The following is a 17,911-nucleotide window of genomic DNA, read 5'->3' as shown; positions in this document are numbered from 1 at the left end:
AGCCCCGACCGATGCTGACCCGTTCGGCCGCGATCCTCGTCGCGACCTGCCTGTCGACACTGCCGGCCCTAGCCAATTTCGACACCTGCCTGTCTGGGCTCAAAGCCGCTGCCACCGCGAAGGGCGTATCCGGCTCCACCTTCGACCGTGCCACGCGCGGCCTGGAACCCGACATGAAGGTCATTGAGCTGATGAACAATCAGCCGGAGTTCAAGACGCCGATCTGGGACTATCTCGCGACCCTGAACGACGAGGAGAAGGTGGCGGAAGGCCAGCAAATGCTGCGCCGCTACGCGCCGATCCTCGCCGCAGCCGAGGCGCGCTTCGGCGTCGACCGGCACACGATCGTGGCGGTCTGGGGCGTGGAAAGCGACTACGGCAAGGCCGGCGGCACGATGCCGCTCGTCCAGGCGCTTGCGACCGGCGCCTGCTACGCGCCGCGTCGGCAGGGCTTCTTCCGCGACGAGTTCGTCTCGACGCTGCGGATCATCGAGCGCGGCGACCTGGAGGCGCGCGACCTCAAGGGCTCCTGGGCCGGCGCCTTCGGGCACACGCAGTTCATTCCCTCGACCTATCTCCGCCTTGCGGTCGACGGCGACGGCGACGGCCGCCGCGACCTCGTGAACTCCGTCGCGGACGCGCTCCACTCGACCGCGAACTTCATGGCCAAGGCCGGATGGCAGACCGGAAACACCTGGGGCTACGAGGTCCGGGTGCCGGACGGCTATTCCGGCCCGACCGGCCGGACCAGCAAGCACCCGGTCTCGTTCTGGACGGCGCGCGGCCTGAGGAAGGTCAACGGCGCCGCCCTCAGCGGATCCGGCAAAGCCGGGCTCATCATGCCGGCCGGCCGGGACGGGCCCGCCTTCCTGGTGTTCAAGAACTACGACTGCGCCTACTCTTACAACGGAGCCGATTCCTACGCGCTCGCGATCTCGATCCTGTCGGACCGGCTGAAGGGAAGGCCGGGCATCCAGACCGCCTGGCCCACCGACGATCCGCCGCTGTCGCGGGCCGAGCGCCGGATCCTGCAGCAGAAGCTGACGGCGCGCGGCTACGACGTCGGAGAGCCGGACGGCCGCGTCGGGCAGAAGACGCGCGAGGCCATCAAGGATATCGAGCGCCAGCTCGGCATGAAGCCGACCGGCCGCCCGGGTGGACGGGTCCTCCAGGCGCTCCGGTGAGACCTCCGGCTGCGCTTGACGCCGGCCGAAAGCCCGGCGATGCCGCGCTATGCCCGAGTGGAACCGCACCCGAACGGCCGCCGAGTTGATCCACCTCGCGGCCGGAGACACGACCACCGCCATCGCGCTCCGCGGCGCGGAGTCCGTCTCATGGCAAGTGGACTGGCGCGAGCTGCTCTGGCGCGGCGACCCGCAGCACTGGGAGTTCCATGCGCCGATCCTCTTCCCGCGCGTCGGCGCTTCGTCCGGCGGCGTCGTGCAGGTGGCGGACGAGTTCTTCCCCATGCCCCAGCACGGCTTTGCGCGGCGCGCGGCCTTCCGGCTCATCGAGCAGAATGGAGCTAGCGCCCGCCTTCGGCTGTGCGACAGCGAGGCCACGCGGGAGCACTATCCGTTCGAGTTCGAGCTCGACGCCTGCTACCGGCTAGGGCCGGATTCGCTGAGGCTCGGCCTGGAGGTCACCAACACCGGCGACCGTGACCTACCCTACGCCATCGGCTTCCATCCGGCCTTCCCGTGGCCGCTTTCCGGAACCGGCAAGGGTGGGCACCGCGTGGTCTTCGAGGCGGAGGAGAGCGACCTCGTCCCCGAGGTCGCGGCGGGCGGTCTGCTGGCCCGGCGCTCCCGGCGCGTGCCGATGAACGGCCGGAAGCTGCCGCTCTCGCCCGAGCTTTTCGCCGAGGCGATGGTGTTCCTCGATGCGAAGAGCCGCTGGATGCGCTTCGAAGCCCCCGATGGCGCCGCGATCCTGATGCAGACGGAGGGCTTTCCCCATCTCGCGGTCTGGTCGCGCCCGACCGCGCCCTTCCTGTCGCTCGAATGCTGGTCCGGCCACGCCGACTGGGAGGACGCCTCCGGGCAGCTCGGCGAGCGCGCCTCCATGACGAATCTGCGGCCCCGTCAAACCGGGCGGCATGCCGTCACCCTGCGCTGGGAGCGGGGCCGGGGCTGATCCCCGGCGCTGGCCCGTGCCGGTTGGCGGCCCTACAGGTCCGGCATGAACCTGTCCCGATCCGATATCCGCGCCGCCTTCGATCGCATCCGGCCGCGCATCCGGCGCACTCCCGTCCTCGACCTCGTGCCCGGGGAGCTCGGCCATGACGGCCCGGTGAGCCTCAAGCTGGAATTTCTGCAGCATGCAGGCTCGTTCAAGACCCGGGGCGCCTTCAACTCGCTCCTGTCGCAGCCAATTCCGGCTGCCGGTGTCACGGCGGCCTCCGGCGGCAACCATGGCGCGGCTGTCGCCTTTGCGGCTCGGGAACTCGACATCCCGGCCCGCATCTTCGTGCCCAAAATCGCCTCCGCCGCCAAGATCGCGCTCATCCGCCGCTGCGGCGCGGAGATCGTGATCGCCGGCGAGCGCTACGCCGATGCCCAGGCCGCCTGCGACCGGCATGCCGCGGGCAGCGGCGCGCTCCTGATCCACCCCTTCAGCGCGCCCGCGACGATGGCGGGACAGGGCACCGTCGCCCTGGAATGGGACGAGCAGGCGCCGGAGCTCGACACGGTTCTCGTCGCGGTCGGCGGGGGCGGCCTCATCGGCGGGATCGCAACCTGGTGGGCCGGTACGACCATTCGGGTGGTGGGCGTGGAACCGGAGGGCTCGCGGGCCCTGCACGCGGCGCTCGCGGCAGGTGGAGCGGCCGATGTCGAGGTGAACTCGGTCGCCGCCGATTCGCTCGGGGCCCGCAACGTCGGGGAGCTCGTGTACGGGACCTGCCGCGACACGGTCGACCAGGTGGTGCTCGTGAGCGACGCGGCGATCCGGGATGCGCAGCGCCGGCTCTGGCAGGAGTTCCGCATCGCGGCCGAACCGGGCGGCGCAGCCGCGACGGCCGCCCTCCTGTCCGGCGCCTACCGGCCGTCCGCCCGCGAGCGCATCGGCGTGCTTCTGTGCGGCACCAACATCGACGCGCGCGGTCTCGCCGAGATCGCGGTCTAGGTAACCGCTGGTGCCTGCTCAGGCACCGCGAAGGCGATCAGTTCCGGCATCCCGAACGTGCCCCGGACCGCCAGTTCCGGCGTCCAGGCCGGCTCGACTCTCAGAAAAGAAAGAGGGTCGCCCCAGAGAAGGCCGATGAAGGTTTCCGCCACGATGCGGCCGCCCACGGGGCCGAGATGCTCACCGCCGGCCTCGAGTTCGGCCTCCTTGAGGATGTAGTACCAGAGCGGGCTGTTGCCCCTGAGCGAGGGCTGGTCGATCCCGAGGTCGTCAGGGCTGAGCGGCGTCTCTCCCATCGCCCGCGCGACGCTCTCGCCAGACGGAAGGCCGAGAGCGCGCCCGCGCAGGAGGTTCCGCTCCGCCAGCGAGAAGGGACTGTCGCCCGAGGCGACCTTGTCCGGAAGATTCCTGAGCGGTTCCGCCAGGACCGCGTCGATCCTGTAGCTCGGCTGCGGCAATCCCGCCTCTGTCGCGCCCATATCGAAGAAGTACTTCCACTCGAAGCCCCACTCCCCAGGCAGCGGACGGAACCCGTTCATGTGCGCGAGAGGGTCCCCGAAATCGAGCGAGAAGATCGGCGTGCGGATCGGCGTGTTCAGCCTCTGGGCCGGATCCTGGATGCGCCCATGCGCATCCTGCGTGAAGCCGCGCACGCGGTCGTTGAAGAAATAGGTGGGCCGCACCATCGAATGTCCGAACCGGTAGGCCGCGACCGAGAACTCGACCGGGATGAAGGGCTCGCGGTGGAGGTCATAGAAGCGGAGCCGCGGCGTCGCACCAGCGCTTCCGTCGGCGGGCGCGAGAATCTCCTCGACCAGGTCCCTGCCCGCGCCGTCCGCGCGGCCGCCGAGCACGCGCGGGAGGAAGTCCCACAGGACCACCCACTGGTAGTGCCAGCGCACGCGCCGCTGTGCCTCCTTGAAGATGTCCGCCGCAGGCGCAGGAGTGTCGTCGCCGCGACGCGCCCTCAGTTCCTCCGCGACAAGGTCCACCATGCGGTTGTGGAATCTCAGGAAGGTGCAGTGGAGTTGCGAGACGATCAGGTTCTCGTCGTTGCGCGGATCCCCGATCAAGGCGCGCCGCTCGCCCGTGGAAGGCTGGTTCCGCGGCAGGTCGGGCCCGGCGAAGAGCTGGTCCTCGGACACCGTCTCGCCGAGCACGAAACGCAACCCGTCCGCCTCGTAAAGATAAGGCTGGTCCGCCGGGCCGCGCGCGTAGATCGAATCCAGGTCGAAGCGCGGCGTGCGGAAGTCCTCGAGCGCATCCGGATCGTTCTGCCGCTGCAGACTCGACACCGGATCGAAGGTGATGTCGTGGTCGATGAACTGGCCGAGATAGGTATAGCCCGACGCGATCTTCGTGTTTTCGTCCTCGTCCGCCGCACCGAGGGGAAGATCGACCGGCTCGTCGGGGCCGCGCGCATCGATCATCGTGTCAGCCAGGGCGACGAGGTCGGCCGGATCCTGCTCGAACACCGGGAGGTTGCGGAACATGCGGCCGAACCGGCCGAGCGCGTGCGGCGACGAGGGCGTGCTTTCCAGCCCCCGCGGAGGCCGGCGGCCATGGACCTTGGGGAGCGTCGGCGTGGTGACGACGGGTTTGGTGACATCCATGGCGGCCATCCGGCATGAGAGAACATGCACCTTCAGGTTGCATATTGCCGCCGCGGAATGTCAAGAGCTGTGCGGCCGGGGCGACGACCCGCAACCCCGCCGCAACCCGCCCAAGACCAGCCCATTACCCGCCCGCAACGTGCCCAGAACCCGGCCGCAACCCGCACCGCGTCAGGCCGTTATCGCCTCGACGATCTGCCGCGCCGGCAGGTCAGCAGATGCGACGGACCATGCCCGACTATCCCAGGCCTCCCTTCCCCGATCAGAGCCAGCCGATGCCCGGCCGCACCGATGTCATGAAGCCGGTGCCCGACCACGGCGAGACGAGCTACAAGGGCCACGGCCGGCTCGCCGGCAAGCGCGCGCTCATCACGGGCGGCGATTCGGGTATCGGGCGCGCGGTCGCGATCGCCTTCGCCCGGGAAGGCGCCGACGTCGCGATCTCCTATCTGGACGAGCACGAGGACGCGCAGGACACGGCCCGCCACGTCGAGGAAGCCGGCCGCCGGGTTCTGCTCCTGCCCGGCGACATCTCGCAGCCCCAGCATTGCCGCGACATCGTGCAGAAGACGGTCGACGCCTTCGGCGGGATCGAGATCCTGGTGAACAACGCCGCGCACCAGAGCACGGTGCAAACCATCGAGGAGCTGACGGACGAGGAGGTGGAGCTCACCTTCAAGACGAACATCATCGCGATGTTCACCATCACCAAGGCGGCGCTCCCGCACATGAAGTCCGGCGCCTCCATCATCAACACGGCCTCGGTGAATGCCGACAATCCGAGCCCACAGCTGCTGCACTACGCGGCCACGAAGGGAGCCATCGAGAACTTCACCGCGAGCCTGTCGCAGATGCTGGCCGAGAAGGGCATCCGGGCGAACTCCGTCGCGCCGGGGCCGATCTGGACACCCCTGATCCCGTCCACCATGCCGGCCGAGAAGGTGAAGAACTTCGGACAGCAGGTCCCCATGAAGCGGCCCGGTCAGCCGGTCGAGCTCGCGCCGGTCTACGTCATGCTCGCGAGCGACGAGGCGAGCTACGTTTCGGGCACGATGGTCGCCGTAACGGGCGGCAAGCCCATCATTTGAGCGATCGCCGGAAGCCTCGTCGCGCGAAGCCGGTTGCGTCCGAGGATACACCCCCCTAGCTTGGCAGTTGCGGCCGGGGGAGGAGCGGAGCTGAACGCGGAACGCAAGCCCCCCGGAGACGACGCCTGGGCGGTCGAGCTTCTTCGGCACTGGAACCGGACCGACCTCGACGCCATGAGGAGGAGCATGACCGCCGACCTCCAGGTCGAGGTGCCGGTCACGAAGGGCGGCGCGCCGGGAGGCGTGCTGTACCGAAGCCGCGACGAGTTCCTGGCCGCCTGTCCGGAGATCAGGGCGAGGGTGGGCGAGCTGGAGCTCGTGAGCGCCCTGGGCGATCGGGCTTCCGCGTCGCTGGTCCTGCGGGACGGAACGGGCGAGCTTCTCACCCTCCTGCTCGCCTTCGACCCGGATGGGCGCATCACCCGCATCGCGAGCTTCCGCCGATCGCGGCCGCTTGCGGCGGGACTGCGCGCGCCGATGTGACCGGCTGCCGGCGGCCGGGACGAACGCGGGAGGCAGCCCGGCGTTGAAGTGATCTGCCGCGCGGGCAGATAAGAGCCGTCATGTTCCGCCGTCCCGAGACGCTGATCGAGCCCTTCGCTCCATTTCCCGAGGGCGAGATGCCGCCGACCACCGTCGGCCGCTTCGCCTGGCACTATCTCAGGCCGATCCGATTCTGGCTCCTGGTGCTGCTGGGCCTGTCGCTCACGGTCGGCATGCTCGAATCCGGCCTCTATCTCCTCATCGGCTGGTTCGTGAACATCCTGGCGACGTCGTCGCCGGACCGCATCCTGGCCGAGCACGGGATGGCCCTCGCTGCCGTCGCGGTTCTCGTCCTGGCGGTCCGGCCTGTCCTCCACACCGCCCACGAATACGTGTCGAACCAGATCGTCGTGCCGCAATCGACCACGATGATCCGCTGGCGGACGCATCTGTACACGCTCGGCCACTCCCTCTCGTATTTCCAGGGCGATTTCGCCGGCCGGCTCGCAAACCGGATCACGCAGACCGGACCCGCGATCCGGGAGATCGCGGTCACGATCCTCGACACGCTCGTCTACGTCGCCGTCTTCGCCCTGGCCGCCTTGGGACTATTCAGTTCCATCAGCCTGTGGCTCGCGCTGCCGATGCTTGCCTGGATCGCGGCCTATCTCGCGCTCCTGCGCTACTTCGTCCCGCGGGCGCAGGAGCGCTCGCTCGCCAATGCGGATGCACGCTCCGTGATGGTCGGCCGCGTGGTGGACAGCTACACGAACATCCTCACCGTGAAGCTCTTCGCCCGCGGCGAGGAGGAGCGCTCCTCCGTCCGCGAGGCGCTCGCCCGCTGGATGGCCGCATTCCTCGACCTGATGCGGCTGATCACCGGCGTCACGGGCGTGCTGTCGGTCATGAACAGCGCCCTGCTCGCCGCGACTGCCGGACTGTCCCTCCTCCTCTGGTCGCGAGGGCAGATGACGAGCGGCGATGCCGCCGCGGGACTCGCGCTCGTCATGCGGATCCTGGCGATGTCCGGCTGGGTGATGCAGACGGTCCGCGGGATCTTCGAGAATATCGGCGTCGTGCAGGAATCGATGGCGACGATCGCCCGCCCGCACGGGCTGGTCGACCGGCCGGACGCCCGGCCGCTCGTGGTCCGGGCCGGCGAGATCCGGTTCGAGAACGTCTCGTTCAACTACGGGCGCGAGGCGGGCATCCTCGAGGACCTGAACCTCACGATCCGGCCCGGCGAGAAGGTCGGCCTCGTCGGTCCGAGCGGCGCGGGCAAGACGACCATCACCTCGCTCCTGCTCCGGCTGCACGACGTCGAGAGCGGCCGCATCCTGATCGACGGGCAGGACATCGCGGCCGTGACGCAGGATTCGCTGCGCCGGCAGATCGGCGTCGTCACCCAGGACACCTCGCTCCTGCACCGCTCCATCCGCGAGAACATCGCCTATGGACGGCCCGGCGCGAGCGAGGCCGAGATCGAGGAGGCCGCGCGGCTCGCCCATGCGGACGCCTTCATCCGCGACCTGGAGGACCACAAGGGCCGGCGCGGCTACGACGCCCAGGTCGGCGAGCGGGGCGTGAAACTGTCGGGAGGCCAGAGGCAGCGCATCGCCATCGCCCGCGTGATCCTGAAGAACGCGCCCATCCTGATCCTGGACGAGGCGACATCCGCACTCGATTCGGAGGTCGAGGCCGCGATCCAGGACGCGCTGACGAGCCTGATGGAGGGCAAGACCGTGCTCGCGATCGCGCATCGGCTCTCGACGATCGCCGCGCTCGACCGGCTGGTCGTCCTCCAGGCCGGCCGGGTGGTGGAGGAAGGCAGCCACGCCGAACTCCTCGCGCGCGGCGGGCTCTATGCGCGACTGTGGCGGCGGCAGTCAGGCGGCTTCCTGGGCGAGGTCGATCAGGTCGCGGCGGAATAACAGCGCCCGCGCTGGCCGGGGGCCCGCCCGGCGGCTACACGCCGCCCCATGACGAAGCCAGAAGGGGAGGGACGCGCGCGGCCGGGACGGCGGACGGCATGGGGCACGGAGGTGGCTGCGACCCTCGCGCTCGCCTGGCCGATGGTCCTCTCCAACCTCGCCGTAACCGGGATGGCGACGATCGACGTCATTCTGGTGGGACGCCTGGGACCCGAGCCGCTCGCGGCGGCTGCGCTCGGCACCAACCTGTTCCACGCCGTGATGATCAGCTCGATCGGGCTGGTGAACGCCGTATCTCCGCTCGTGGCGGCGGAATACGGCCGCTGCCGCCATGCCGTGCGCGAGATCCGCCGGACCGTACGCCAAGGACTCTGGGTCGCGCTGGCGATCTGCATCCCGGCCTGGATGGTTCTGTACCAGGGCGAGATGCTGCTGCGCGCCTTCGGGCAGGAAGCGAAGCTGGCGGCGGCCGCCGGCGAGTACCTCCGCGCCCTGCAATGGGCTCTCCTGCCGAACCTCGCTTTCGTGGTCCTTCGCCTCTTCATGGCCGCGCTCGGCCGGCCCGGCTGGGGCCTTGCGGTCGCCTTGGCCGGACTGCCGCTCAACCTGCTTCTCGCCTGGATGCTGATCTTCGGCAGGTTGGGCGCACCCGCGCTCGGGCTCGTCGGGGCGGGGATCGCGACGACGATCACGGCGACGCTCGGCTTCGCGGCGCTCGGGTTCGTCGCGGTCACAGACCGCCGCTTCCGCCGCTATCATATCTTCGGCAGGCTCTGGCGCGCCGATTGGAACCGCTTTCGAGCGATCTGGCGCATCGGCATGCCGATCTCGGCCACGCTCGCCTTCGAAGTGGCGTTCTTCGGGGGATCCGGCCTGGTCATGGGCGTGATCGGCACCACCGAGCTCGCCGCGCATACGGTCGCGCTGCAGATCTCCGCGCTCTGCTTCATGGTCCCGCTCGGGATCGCGCAGGCGGCGACGATCCGGGTCGGGCACGCGCTCGGGGCGCGGGACCGGGAGGGCATCGGGCGGGCGGGCTGGGCCGCGTTCGGGATCGCCATGTGCTTCGGCACGCTCACGGCCCTCCTGCTGGTCGCGGCTCCGGGGCATCTCGTCCGCGCCTTTCTCGACCCGGGACTCGCCGCCAACGGGCCGGTCATCGCGCTGGCCGTCCAGTTCCTGTTCTTCGCAGCCGTGTTCCAGCTGGCGGACGGCGCCCAGGTGGTCGCCGCCGGGATGCTGCGCGGGCTGAAGGACACGCGACGCCCGATGCTCAACGCCGCCCTCGGCTACTGGGGTGTCGGAACCCCCGTCGGCCTTGCGCTCGCCTTTCCGGGCGGCCTGGGCGGCGCCGGGCTCTGGATCGGCCTCGCCGTCGGGCTTGCGGCGGTGTCGCTCCTCCATCTTCAGCGCTGGGGGGCGCGCGAGCGCCGCGGTCTCGTTCCGCCTCGCCGCGCCATGTGAGCCGCCGCCGAGGAAGCGCCGCACGGGCGTGGACACCGCTTTGGAGCTATGCCAAACAGCCGCCGCGGGCGACCCCGGGTCGCATTGCACGCGTTCGCGCGGCAATGCTTCTCGGGGCCAAGCTCGGCAGCCGGAAACGCGCAGCCGTCCCGCCTGTTCTTGAACGATCCCGCCTGGAGCCGAGACTTGGCCACGACCGCAACCGGAGCGCCGCAACACACCCGACGGGACTTCATGATGATCGCGACCGGAGCGGTCGGCGCCGTGGGTGTCGGGGCGCTCGCCTGGCCCTTCGTCGCCTCGCTGGCGCCCGATGCCCAGACGGTCGCGGCCGGAGCCCCGGTCGAGGTGGACCTCGCGCCGATCTCTCCCGGTCAGATCGTCAAGGTGTTCTGGCGCGGCAAGCTCATCTTCGTCAGGAACAGGACGGAGGAGGAGATCAAGGCGGCGCAGGACGTCAATCTCGCCAGCCTGCCCGACCCGCAGCCCGATTCCGCCCGCGTGAAGGAGGGCCATCCGAACATTCTCGTGGTCTACGGCAACTGCACCCATCTCGGCTGCGTGCCGCTGGGCAACGAGGGCCCGTTCCACGGCTGGTTCTGCCCGTGCCACGGCTCGGTCTTCGACACCTCGGGACGCGTCCGCGGCGGCCCGGCGCCGATCAACCTCCCCGTCCCGCCCTATACCTTCGTGTCGGACACGAAGATCCGGATCGGCGAGGAATCGAACGCCGCCCCCAAAGCTGCACACGCGTAAGATCGAGACCAGGGCGACGTCATGAGCCAGCACGCGACCACGTATGTTCCCAAGAGCCGCTTCGCGAAGTGGTTCGAAAGCCGGCTGCCGCTGGCGGGACTCGTCCATTCCTCCTTCATCGCCTTCCCGGTCCCGCGCAACCTGACCTATTTCTGGACCTTCGGGGCCATCCTGATCTTCATGCTGGCCGCCCAGATCGTCACGGGCGTCTGGCTCGCGATGCATTACGTGCCGCATGCGAACCTGGCCTTCGATTCGGTCGAGGCCATCATGCGCGACGTGAACTACGGCTGGCTGCTGCGCTACCTGCACGCCAACGGCGCGTCGATGTTCTTCATCGCCGTCTACATCCACATCTTCCGCAACCTCTATTACGGCTCGTACAAGGCGCCGCGCGAGGTGCTCTATCTCCTCGGCATCATCATCTTCATCCTGATGATGGCGACCGCCTTCATGGGCTACGTGCTGCCCTGGGGCCAGATGAGCTTCTGGGGCGCCACGGTCATCACCAACCTGTTCTCGGCCGTCCCGGTGGTCGGCGACACGATCGTCTCGCTGCTATGGGGGGGCTACTCGGTCGGCAATCCCACGCTGAACCGCTTCTTCGCGCTGCATTACCTGCTGCCCTTCATGATCGCGGGCGTCGTCGTCCTGCACATCTGGGCCCTGCACGTGGTCGGCCAGAACAACCCGGCCGGCATCCCGATCAAGTCGGGCAAGGACGCCGTTCCGTTCACGCCCTACGCGACGGTCAAGGACCTGTTCGCGACCGTCGTCTTCATGATGTTCTTCGCCTGGTGGGTGTTCTTCCTGCCGAACTATCTCGGCCATGCGGACAACTACATCCCGGCGAACCCGGCGGTCACCCCGGCGCATATCGTGCCGGAATGGTACTTCCTGCCCTTCTACGCGATCCTGCGCGCGATCCCGGACAAGCTCGGCGGCGTGATCGCGATGTTCGGCGCCATCGTCGTCCTGGCGCTCGTGCCGTGGCTCGACACCTCGCGCGTCCGCTCGGCGAACTACCGGCCGCTGTACCGGCAGTTCTTCTGGGTGTTCGTGATCGTGTGCGTGCTGCTCGGCTGGCTCGGCGCCAAGCCGCCGGAGGGCGGCTACGTGATCGCGGCCCGCATCTGCACCGCCTGGTACTTCATCCACTTCCTCGTCGTCCTGCCGCTCCTCGGGCTGTTCGAGACCCCGAAGCCGCTTCCCTCCTCCATCGCCGAGACGGTGCTCGGCAAGAAGGGCGGAGCAGGCATGCCGGTCGGCGCGGCGGCCGAACCGTCGACCCGCGGCTGACCGGCATCGAGATCTCGGGGCTCACATCCAGATGAACACCAGACACGCCCTTCTCGCCGCAGCCCTCGCGGTGGGGACCCTCGCCGGTGCGGCGACCGTCCAGGCGGCCGAAGGCACGCCGAACCCGCCGCGCCAGAGCTGGACCTTCGCCGGCGTCTTCGGGACTTTCGACCGGGCCCAGCTGCAGCGCGGCTTCAAGGTCTACCGGGAGGTTTGCCAGGCCTGCCACCAGCTCAAGATCCCGTTCCGCACGCTGGCCCAGAACGGCGGGCCCCAGTTCTCGGTGGCCCAGGTCACGGCGCTCGCGGCCGAGTACAAGGTTCAGGACGGCCCGAACGACGCGGGCGAGATGTTCGAGCGTCCCGGGCGGCCGGCCGACTTCATTCCGCCCCCGTTCCCGAACGAGAACGCGGCGGCCGCGGCGAATGGCGGCAAGGCGCCGCCCCCGTTGCAGGTGATCGCCAAGGCGCGCGGCTTCGAGCGCGGCTTCCCCTGGTTCATCGTCGACGTGATCCCGTTCCTCCAGTACCAGGAGCACGGGCCGGACTACATCCACGCGCTCCTGACGGGCTACGAGGAGCCGCCGGCCGGCTTCACGGTCCCGCCGGGCGGGCATTACAACAAGTACTTCCCCGGCCACGTCATCGCGATGCCGAACCCGCTCTCCGACGGGCAGGTCGAGTATCCGAAGGGGCCCGACGGCCGCTCCCCCGTCCCGGAGACCGTCGAGCAGTACTCGAAGGACCTCGCGGCCTTCCTGATGTGGACCGCCGAGCCCGCGCTCGAGCAGCGCAAGCGCATGGGCTTCATGGTCATCATCTTCCTCGCGGTGTTCTCGTACCTGATGTACTACGTGAAGAAGAAGGTCTGGGCGCAGGTCGGCGGCGAGGCCGAAGGCGCGCCCGGCACGGCGCCGCTCGGACCGACGGGCTGACGCTTGCGGTCAGCCCGAAGCTTGCTTTCGATCGCGATGGCCGGGACAAACCCGGCCATCTTCGTTTTGGGGCGGACATGACAAAGGCCATCCTCGGCGTGATCGGCGGCTCGGGCGTCTACGACCTGCCCGGGATGGAGGAGATCCGGGAGGAGCGGATCGCCTCGCCCTGGGGCGAGCCCTCGGATGCGCTGCGGATCGGCCGCCTCGGGCGGACTACCGTCGTCTTCCTGCCCCGGCACGGCCGCGGCCACCGCTACGCCCCGTCCGATATCAATTACAGGGCGAATATCGACGTCCTGAAGCGGGCCGGCGTGACCGACCTCGTCTCGATCTCCGCCTGCGGCTCCTTCAAGCAGGAGCTGCCGCCCGGGCGCTTCGTCCTCGTCGACCAGTTCGTCGACCGGACCTACAAGAGGGAGAGTTCCTTCTTCGGCCAGGGCTGCGTCGCCCATGTCTCCATGGCGCATCCGGTCGGGCCTCGCCTGCAGCAGCGGATCGCGGAGGCCGCCGCCGCCGAAGGCATCGATGTGGCGCGGGGCGGGACCTATCTGTGCATGGAGGGGCCGCAATTCTCCAGCCTCTCCGAGTCGCTGTCCTACAAGGCGGCAGGCTACGACGTGATCGGCATGACCAACATGCCGGAGGCGAAGCTCGCGCGCGAGGCCGAGATCACCTATGCGACAGTCGCCATGGTGACGGACTACGATTGCTGGCACCCGGAGCACCATGCGGTCGAGGTGTCCGACATCATCGCGGTCGCGAAGGCGAATGCGGGCAACGCTGCCCGCCTGGTCGCCCGCCTCGCGCGCGACTTCCCGGCCGAGCGGGAACCATGCCCCGCGAAGTCCGACCGGGCCCTGGACCACGCCATCATGACCGCGCCCGCCGCGCGCGATCCGGCCCTCCTCGCCAAGCTCGATGCGGTCGCCGGGCGCGTGCTGCGGGCCTGAGCCGTTAGATCTGGAAAGGCCTGAAGAACGACAACCCGAGCAGGCCCCAGACGACCGCCGCGATCAGCCACAGGATCACCCAGACGATGATCGCGGCCGGGATGGCCGCGAGGCTCGCCTTGACGAAGAAGGCGACGAGCCGGCCGAAGGGCACGTCGATATCGACCAGGGTGACGGGATTGTTGGATCCGTTCATCGGCGCGATGGCTCCGGCTCGGGTTGACGCGGGGCATGACTTTGGCATCCGTAGCGCCGCCATGCACCAGCTCCTCCCCCGCGACCTGCGCGACGCCATCCGCACCATCCCGGATTATCCGAAGCCCGGGGTGATGTTCCGGGACATCACGACCCTCCTGGGCGACGCGGGAGCGTTCCGCCGCGCGGTCGACGAGCTCGTCCATCCCTATGCGGGCGGCAAGGCCGACAAGGTCGCCGGCATCGAGGCGCGGGGCTTCATCCTGGGGGGAGCCGTGGCCCATCAGCTCTCGGCCGGGTTCGTGCCGATCCGCAAGAAGGGAAAGCTGCCGCACAAGACCGTACGGGTCTCCTACCTGCTGGAATACGGCGAGGACGAGATCGAGATGCATGCCGACGCGCTCGTCAAGGGCGAGCGCGTGATCCTGGTCGACGACCTGATCGCGACGGGAGGCACGGCGCTCGCCGCCGTGAAGCTGCTGCGGCAAATCGGGGCGGAGGTGATCGCAGCCTGCTTCGTGATCGACCTGCCCGAGCTCCGGGGAGCGGATAAGCTGCGCGACGCGGGCCTCGAGGTGCGCACGCTCATGAGCTTCGAGGGGCATTGAACGGTCGCCAGGAGCTCGAAGGACACCTTCGGGGAGGCAAGATCATGGCCGTCGAGTTCCCCAAGCCAGGACGCCGCGCGCTTCGCATGTCGCGGCGCAATGACGCCGACGATCCGCGCCTGTCCGACCGCCTTCGGCGCCTTCTCGAGCGCAACGAGGAGAGCGTGCCATGCCGGTCTCGCTAAGACCTGGATCGGTCCCCCTCTCCGCCTGGCGCGAGGTGTATCTCGGCGCGGAGGTGCGGCTCGACGAGGGCTGCCGGGAGGCGGTCGACGCCTCCGCCGCCGTGATCGGCGGGATCGTCCGGAAAGGAAATCCCGTCTACGGCGTGAATACCGGGTTCGGGAAGCTCGCGAGCGTCCGCATCGATCGCGCCGATCTCGAGACGCTCCAGCGCAACATCGTCCTGTCGCATGCGGCCGGGGTCGGGGAGCCGATCGATCCGGCCGTGACCCGCCTCATGATGGCGCTCAAGGTCGCGAGCCTCGCCCAGGGCGCCTCCGGCATCCGATGGAGCACCCTCTCCTATCTCACGCGCTGCCTCGAGACGGGCATCCTGCCCGTGATCCCGGGCCAGGGATCGGTCGGCGCCTCGGGCGACCTCGCCCCTCTCGCCCATATGGTGGCGGCGCTGATGGGCTCGGGCTCCTTCTGGCGCGAGGGCGCCGTCGTTCCGGCCGATGCGGGCCTTGCCGCGCTCGGGCTGCCGCCTCTCGGGCTCGGCGCCAAGGAGGGTCTGGCCCTCCTCAACGGCACGCAATTCTCGACCGCGCTCGCGCTCGCGGGCCTGTTCCGCGCGGAGGGCGTCCTCCAGGCATCGCTCGTGACCGGCGCGCTCACGACCGATGCGGCGCGCGGCTCCGACACGCCCTTCGATGCCCGCATCCAGGCGCTCCGCGGCCATCGCGGCCAGGCGGAGATCGCGGCCGCGCTCCGCGAGCTGATGAGGGGGAGCGAGATCCGCGCCTCGCATCTCACGGGCGACGACCGTGTCCAGGATCCCTATTGCCTGCGCTGCCAGCCGCAGGTGATGGGCGCCTGCCTCGACCTCCTGCGCCAGGCGGCGGTCACGCTGGCGACCGAGGCGAACGGCGTCTCCGACAACCCGCTCGTCCTCGTCGACACCGCCGAGGTCCTCTCGGGCGGAAATTTCCATGCCGAGCCGGTGGCCTTCGCGGCCGACATGATCGCCATGGCCTTGTGCGAGATCGGCTCGCTCGCCGAGCGGCGGATCGCAATGCTGGTCGATCCGGTGCTGTCCGGCCTTCCTGCCTTCCTGACACCGAGGCCCGGGCTGAATTCCGGCTTCATGATCCCGCAGGTGACGGCGGCCGCGCTCGTCTCGGAGAACAAGCAGCGCGCCTATCCGGCAAGCGTCGATTCCATACCGACCTCGGCCAATCAGGAAGACCACGTCTCCATGGCGGCGCATGGCGCGCGCCGCCTCCTGCCCATGGCGGAGAACGCCGCCCAGGTCGTCGCGATCGAGCTGCTGGCGGCAGCCCAGGGCTGCGAGTTCCGCCGCCCCCTGGCGTCGAGCCCGGCGCTCGAGGCGGCGCTCTCACGCTTGCGCGAAGCCGTGCCGCCCCTCGTCGAGGACCGCTTCTTCGCGCCGGACATCGCGGCGGCGGCGGAACTCGTCCGCAGCGGTGAGCTCGCCAGGGCCGTCGCCTGTCGATTGCCGGCCGTGGACGACCCGAACCTCCCCGAAGCTGAACGCCTCCAGCCTCGGAGCGCGCCGCCGCCGCCTTCTCCTGCCGTTCCCCCGAAGAGCCTAGCATGAGCACGCTGCCCCCCCGCCTCGACAATGCCCGCGTGATCCGGGCGAAGCACGGCCCGGAGATCGAGGCGAAGAGCTGGTTGACCGAGGCGCCGCTCCGCATGCTGATGAACAACCTCGATCCGGACGTGGCGGAGCGGCCGGGCGAGCTCGTCGTCTATGGCGGGATCGGGCGGGCGGCGCGCGACTGGGCGAGCTTCGACCGGATCGTGGCGGCCCTGAAGCGGCTCGAGGCGGACGAGACGCTGCTCGTCCAGTCCGGCAAGCCGGTCGGGGTGTTCCGCACCCATGCGGACGCACCGCGCGTGCTGATCGCGAACTCGAATCTCGTGCCGCACTGGGCGACCTGGGAGCATTTCCACGAGCTCGATCGCAAGGGTCTCATGATGTACGGCCAGATGACGGCCGGCTCCTGGATCTATATCGGCTCGCAGGGCATCGTTCAGGGCACCTACGAGACCTTCGTGGAGATGGGCCGCCGGCATTACGGCGGCAGCCTCGCCGGCCGCTGGATCCTGACGGCCGGGCTCGGCGGCATGGGCGGGGCGCAGCCGCTCGCTGCGACCATGGCGGGCGCCTCATGCCTCGCCATCGAATGCCAGGCGAGCCGGATCGAGATGCGCCTCCGCACCGGCTACGTGGACGTGCAGGCCCGCGACCTCGACGATGCGCTCGCCATCGTGGAGCGGAGCTGCGCGGCGAAGAAGCCGCTTTCGGTCGCGCTTCTCGGCAACGCGGCGGAGATCCTCCCCGAGCTCGTCCGGCGCGGCGTCAGGCCCGACTGCGTCACCGACCAGACCTCGGCGCATGACCCGGTCAACGGCTACCTGCCGAAAGGCTGGAGCGTCGCGCAATGGGAGGAGGCGCGCGAGCGCGATCCTTCGGGCGTCACGAAGGCTGCCAAGCGTTCCATGGCCGAGCATGTCCGGGCCATGCTCGACTTCCATCGCATGGGCGTGCCGGTGGTCGATTACGGCAACAACATCCGCCAGATGGCCTTCGAGGAGGGCGTGGCCGACGCCTTCGACTTCCCGGGCTTCGTGCCGGCCTATATCCGCCCGCTCTTCTGCCGCGGCGTCGGGCCGTTCCGCTGGTGCGCGCTCTCGGGCGATCCGGAGGACATCTACCGCACCGACGCCAAGGTGAAGGAGCTGATGCCGGGCGCCAGCCATCTCCACAACTGGCTCGACATGGCGAAGGAGCGGATCAAGTTCCAGGGTCTCCCGGCGCGCATCTGCTGGGTCGGGCTCGGGGACCGCCACCGGCTCGGCCTCGCCTTCAACGAGATGGTCGCCAGGGGCGAGCTGAAGGCGCCGGTCGTGATCGGCCGCGACCATCTCGATTCGGGCTCGGTCGCCTCGCCCAACCGCGAGACGGAGGCGATGCGGGACGGCTCCGATGCAGTCTCGGACTGGCCGCTGCTGAACGCGCTCCTCAACTGCGCCTCGGGCGCGACCTGGGTCTCGCTGCACCATGGCGGCGGCGTCGGCATGGGCTTCTCGCAGCATTCCGGCATGGTGATCGTCTGCGACGGCACCCCCGAAGCCGCCATGCGCATCGAGCGCGTGCTGTGGAACGACCCCGCCACCGGCGTCATGCGCCACGCCGATGCCGGCTACGACGACGCCGTCGCCTGCGCCCGAGAGCACGGCCTCAACCTGCCGAGCCTCGGCTGAAAAGG

At 69.4% G+C, this 17,911-nt stretch carries 15 protein-coding genes and 1 pseudogene; 14 read left to right on the top strand and 2 right to left on the bottom strand.

Features of this window, described 5'->3' with window-relative positions; translation table 11 throughout:
• Window positions 1-11: 11 nt before the first annotated feature.
• From HJG44_RS04535 to HJG44_RS04525, 3 genes are read left to right on the top strand one after another with little or no spacing between them, the layout of a single operon-like run.
• Window positions 12-1,184: a lytic murein transglycosylase gene (locus HJG44_RS04535; protein ID WP_171217098.1), complete on the top strand. Its 1,173-nt coding sequence runs from the start codon at window positions 12-14 to the stop codon at window positions 1,182-1,184.
• A 49-nt stretch (window positions 1,185-1,233) separates the two neighbouring features.
• Window positions 1,234-2,136: an aldose 1-epimerase family protein gene (locus HJG44_RS04530; RefSeq protein ID WP_171217097.1), complete on the top strand. Its 903-nt coding sequence runs from the start codon at window positions 1,234-1,236 to the stop codon at window positions 2,134-2,136.
• A 45-nt stretch (window positions 2,137-2,181) separates the two neighbouring features.
• Entirely contained in the window at window positions 2,182-3,126 is a 945-nt protein-coding gene (locus tag HJG44_RS04525) for a serine/threonine dehydratase (RefSeq protein ID WP_171217096.1), read from the top strand.
• Here the strand turns inward: HJG44_RS04525 and HJG44_RS04520 are convergent.
• Window positions 3,123-4,739 (bottom strand): peroxidase family protein, encoded by a 1,617-nt coding sequence (locus HJG44_RS04520; protein ID WP_171217095.1) that lies wholly within the window; start codon window positions 4,737-4,739, stop codon window positions 3,123-3,125. The two genes, HJG44_RS04525 and HJG44_RS04520, sit on opposite strands and share 4 nt — an antisense overlap.
• 230 nt (window positions 4,740-4,969) lie before the next feature.
• Here HJG44_RS04520 and HJG44_RS04515 point away from each other — a divergent pair, with 230 nt between their 5' ends.
• The 8 genes from HJG44_RS04515 to HJG44_RS04480 all read left to right on the top strand — a co-directional run bounded on the left by HJG44_RS04515 (window position 4,970) and on the right by HJG44_RS04480 (window position 13,647).
• Window positions 4,970-5,827 carry an SDR family oxidoreductase gene (locus HJG44_RS04515; RefSeq protein WP_171217094.1) on the top strand — a complete coding sequence of 286 codons (858 nt, stop codon included), beginning with the start codon at window positions 4,970-4,972 and terminating at the stop codon, window positions 5,825-5,827.
• Window positions 5,828-5,887: 60 nt separating this feature from the next.
• Window positions 5,888-6,310, top strand: coding sequence for a nuclear transport factor 2-like protein (locus tag HJG44_RS04510; RefSeq protein WP_210260898.1), 423 nt, complete (start codon window positions 5,888-5,890; stop codon window positions 6,308-6,310).
• Window positions 6,311-6,390: 80 nt separating this feature from the next.
• Window positions 6,391-8,241, top strand: a complete 1,851-nt coding sequence (locus HJG44_RS04505) for an ABC transporter ATP-binding protein (RefSeq protein ID WP_171217092.1) — start codon at window positions 6,391-6,393, stop codon at window positions 8,239-8,241.
• A 48-nt stretch (window positions 8,242-8,289) separates the two neighbouring features.
• Window positions 8,290-9,705: an MATE family efflux transporter gene (locus tag HJG44_RS04500; RefSeq protein ID WP_171217091.1), complete on the top strand. Its 1,416-nt coding sequence runs from the start codon at window positions 8,290-8,292 to the stop codon at window positions 9,703-9,705.
• Window positions 9,706-9,891: 186 nt separating this feature from the next.
• Entirely contained in the window at window positions 9,892-10,461 is a 570-nt protein-coding gene (gene petA, locus HJG44_RS04495) for a ubiquinol-cytochrome c reductase iron-sulfur subunit (RefSeq protein WP_281411465.1), read from the top strand.
• 21 nt (window positions 10,462-10,482) lie between these two features.
• Window positions 10,483-11,760 carry a cytochrome b gene (locus HJG44_RS04490; protein ID WP_171217089.1) on the top strand — a complete coding sequence of 426 codons (1,278 nt, stop codon included), beginning with the start codon at window positions 10,483-10,485 and terminating at the stop codon, window positions 11,758-11,760.
• Window positions 11,761-11,791: 31 nt separating this feature from the next.
• The gene (locus HJG44_RS04485) at window positions 11,792-12,694 is read left to right on the top strand and encodes a cytochrome c1 (protein ID WP_171217088.1); all 903 of its coding nucleotides are present in this window, start codon (window positions 11,792-11,794) and stop codon (window positions 12,692-12,694) included.
• Between the two features lie 77 nt (window positions 12,695-12,771).
• Entirely contained in the window at window positions 12,772-13,647 is an 876-nt protein-coding gene (locus HJG44_RS04480) for an S-methyl-5'-thioadenosine phosphorylase (RefSeq protein WP_171217087.1), read from the top strand.
• A gap of 4 nt (window positions 13,648-13,651) precedes the next feature.
• Here HJG44_RS04480 and HJG44_RS04475 read toward each other — a convergent pair whose 3' ends face one another.
• On the bottom strand, window positions 13,652-13,843 hold the full coding sequence (locus HJG44_RS04475; protein ID WP_171217086.1) for a hypothetical protein: 192 nt from the start codon (window positions 13,841-13,843) through the stop codon (window positions 13,652-13,654).
• A 61-nt stretch (window positions 13,844-13,904) separates the two neighbouring features.
• On the opposite strand from HJG44_RS04475, the gene HJG44_RS04470 reads away from it, so the two are divergent.
• The 3 genes and pseudogenes from HJG44_RS04470 to hutU all read left to right on the top strand — a co-directional run bounded on the left by HJG44_RS04470 (window position 13,905) and on the right by hutU (window position 17,906).
• Window positions 13,905-14,450, top strand: coding sequence for an adenine phosphoribosyltransferase (locus HJG44_RS04470; protein WP_171217085.1), 546 nt, complete (start codon window positions 13,905-13,907; stop codon window positions 14,448-14,450).
• A 169-nt stretch (window positions 14,451-14,619) separates the two neighbouring features.
• Window positions 14,620-16,143, top strand: a pseudogene (gene hutH / locus HJG44_RS04465) (histidine ammonia-lyase); the annotation flags it as partial.
• Window positions 16,144-16,238: 95 nt separating this feature from the next.
• Window positions 16,239-17,906, top strand: a complete 1,668-nt coding sequence (gene hutU, locus HJG44_RS04460; protein ID WP_171217318.1) for a urocanate hydratase — start codon at window positions 16,239-16,241, stop codon at window positions 17,904-17,906.
• Window positions 17,907-17,911: the final 5 nt, after the last annotated feature.

Source organism: Enterovirga aerilata, from assembly GCF_013044135.1.
Lineage (GTDB): Bacteria > Pseudomonadota > Alphaproteobacteria > Rhizobiales > Beijerinckiaceae > Enterovirga > Enterovirga aerilata.
This window is presented reverse-complemented; position numbering and strand designations above follow the sequence as displayed.

Excerpts from the sequence above, each read along its gene's own strand:
- HJG44_RS04470 (WP_171217085.1), top strand. The coding sequence starts at position 13,905 with ATGCACCAGCTCCTCCCCCGCGACCTGCGCGACGCCATCCGCACCATC.
- HJG44_RS04475 (WP_171217086.1), bottom strand. The coding sequence starts at position 13,843 with ATGAACGGATCCAACAATCCCGTCACCCTGGTCGATATCGACGTGCCC.
- HJG44_RS04525 (WP_171217096.1), top strand. The coding sequence starts at position 2,182 with ATGAACCTGTCCCGATCCGATATCCGCGCCGCCTTCGATCGCATCCGG.
- HJG44_RS04490 (WP_171217089.1), top strand. The coding sequence starts at position 10,483 with ATGAGCCAGCACGCGACCACGTATGTTCCCAAGAGCCGCTTCGCGAAG.
- HJG44_RS04485 (WP_171217088.1), top strand. The coding sequence starts at position 11,792 with ATGAACACCAGACACGCCCTTCTCGCCGCAGCCCTCGCGGTGGGGACC.
- HJG44_RS04530 (WP_171217097.1), top strand. The coding sequence starts at position 1,234 with ATGCCCGAGTGGAACCGCACCCGAACGGCCGCCGAGTTGATCCACCTC.
- HJG44_RS04505 (WP_171217092.1), top strand. The coding sequence starts at position 6,391 with ATGTTCCGCCGTCCCGAGACGCTGATCGAGCCCTTCGCTCCATTTCCC.
- HJG44_RS04535 (WP_171217098.1), top strand. The coding sequence starts at position 12 with ATGCTGACCCGTTCGGCCGCGATCCTCGTCGCGACCTGCCTGTCGACA.
- HJG44_RS04520 (WP_171217095.1), bottom strand. The coding sequence starts at position 4,739 with ATGGATGTCACCAAACCCGTCGTCACCACGCCGACGCTCCCCAAGGTC.
- HJG44_RS04480 (WP_171217087.1), top strand. The coding sequence starts at position 12,772 with ATGACAAAGGCCATCCTCGGCGTGATCGGCGGCTCGGGCGTCTACGAC.
- HJG44_RS04515 (WP_171217094.1), top strand. The coding sequence starts at position 4,970 with ATGCCCGACTATCCCAGGCCTCCCTTCCCCGATCAGAGCCAGCCGATG.
- HJG44_RS04500 (WP_171217091.1), top strand. The coding sequence starts at position 8,290 with ATGACGAAGCCAGAAGGGGAGGGACGCGCGCGGCCGGGACGGCGGACG.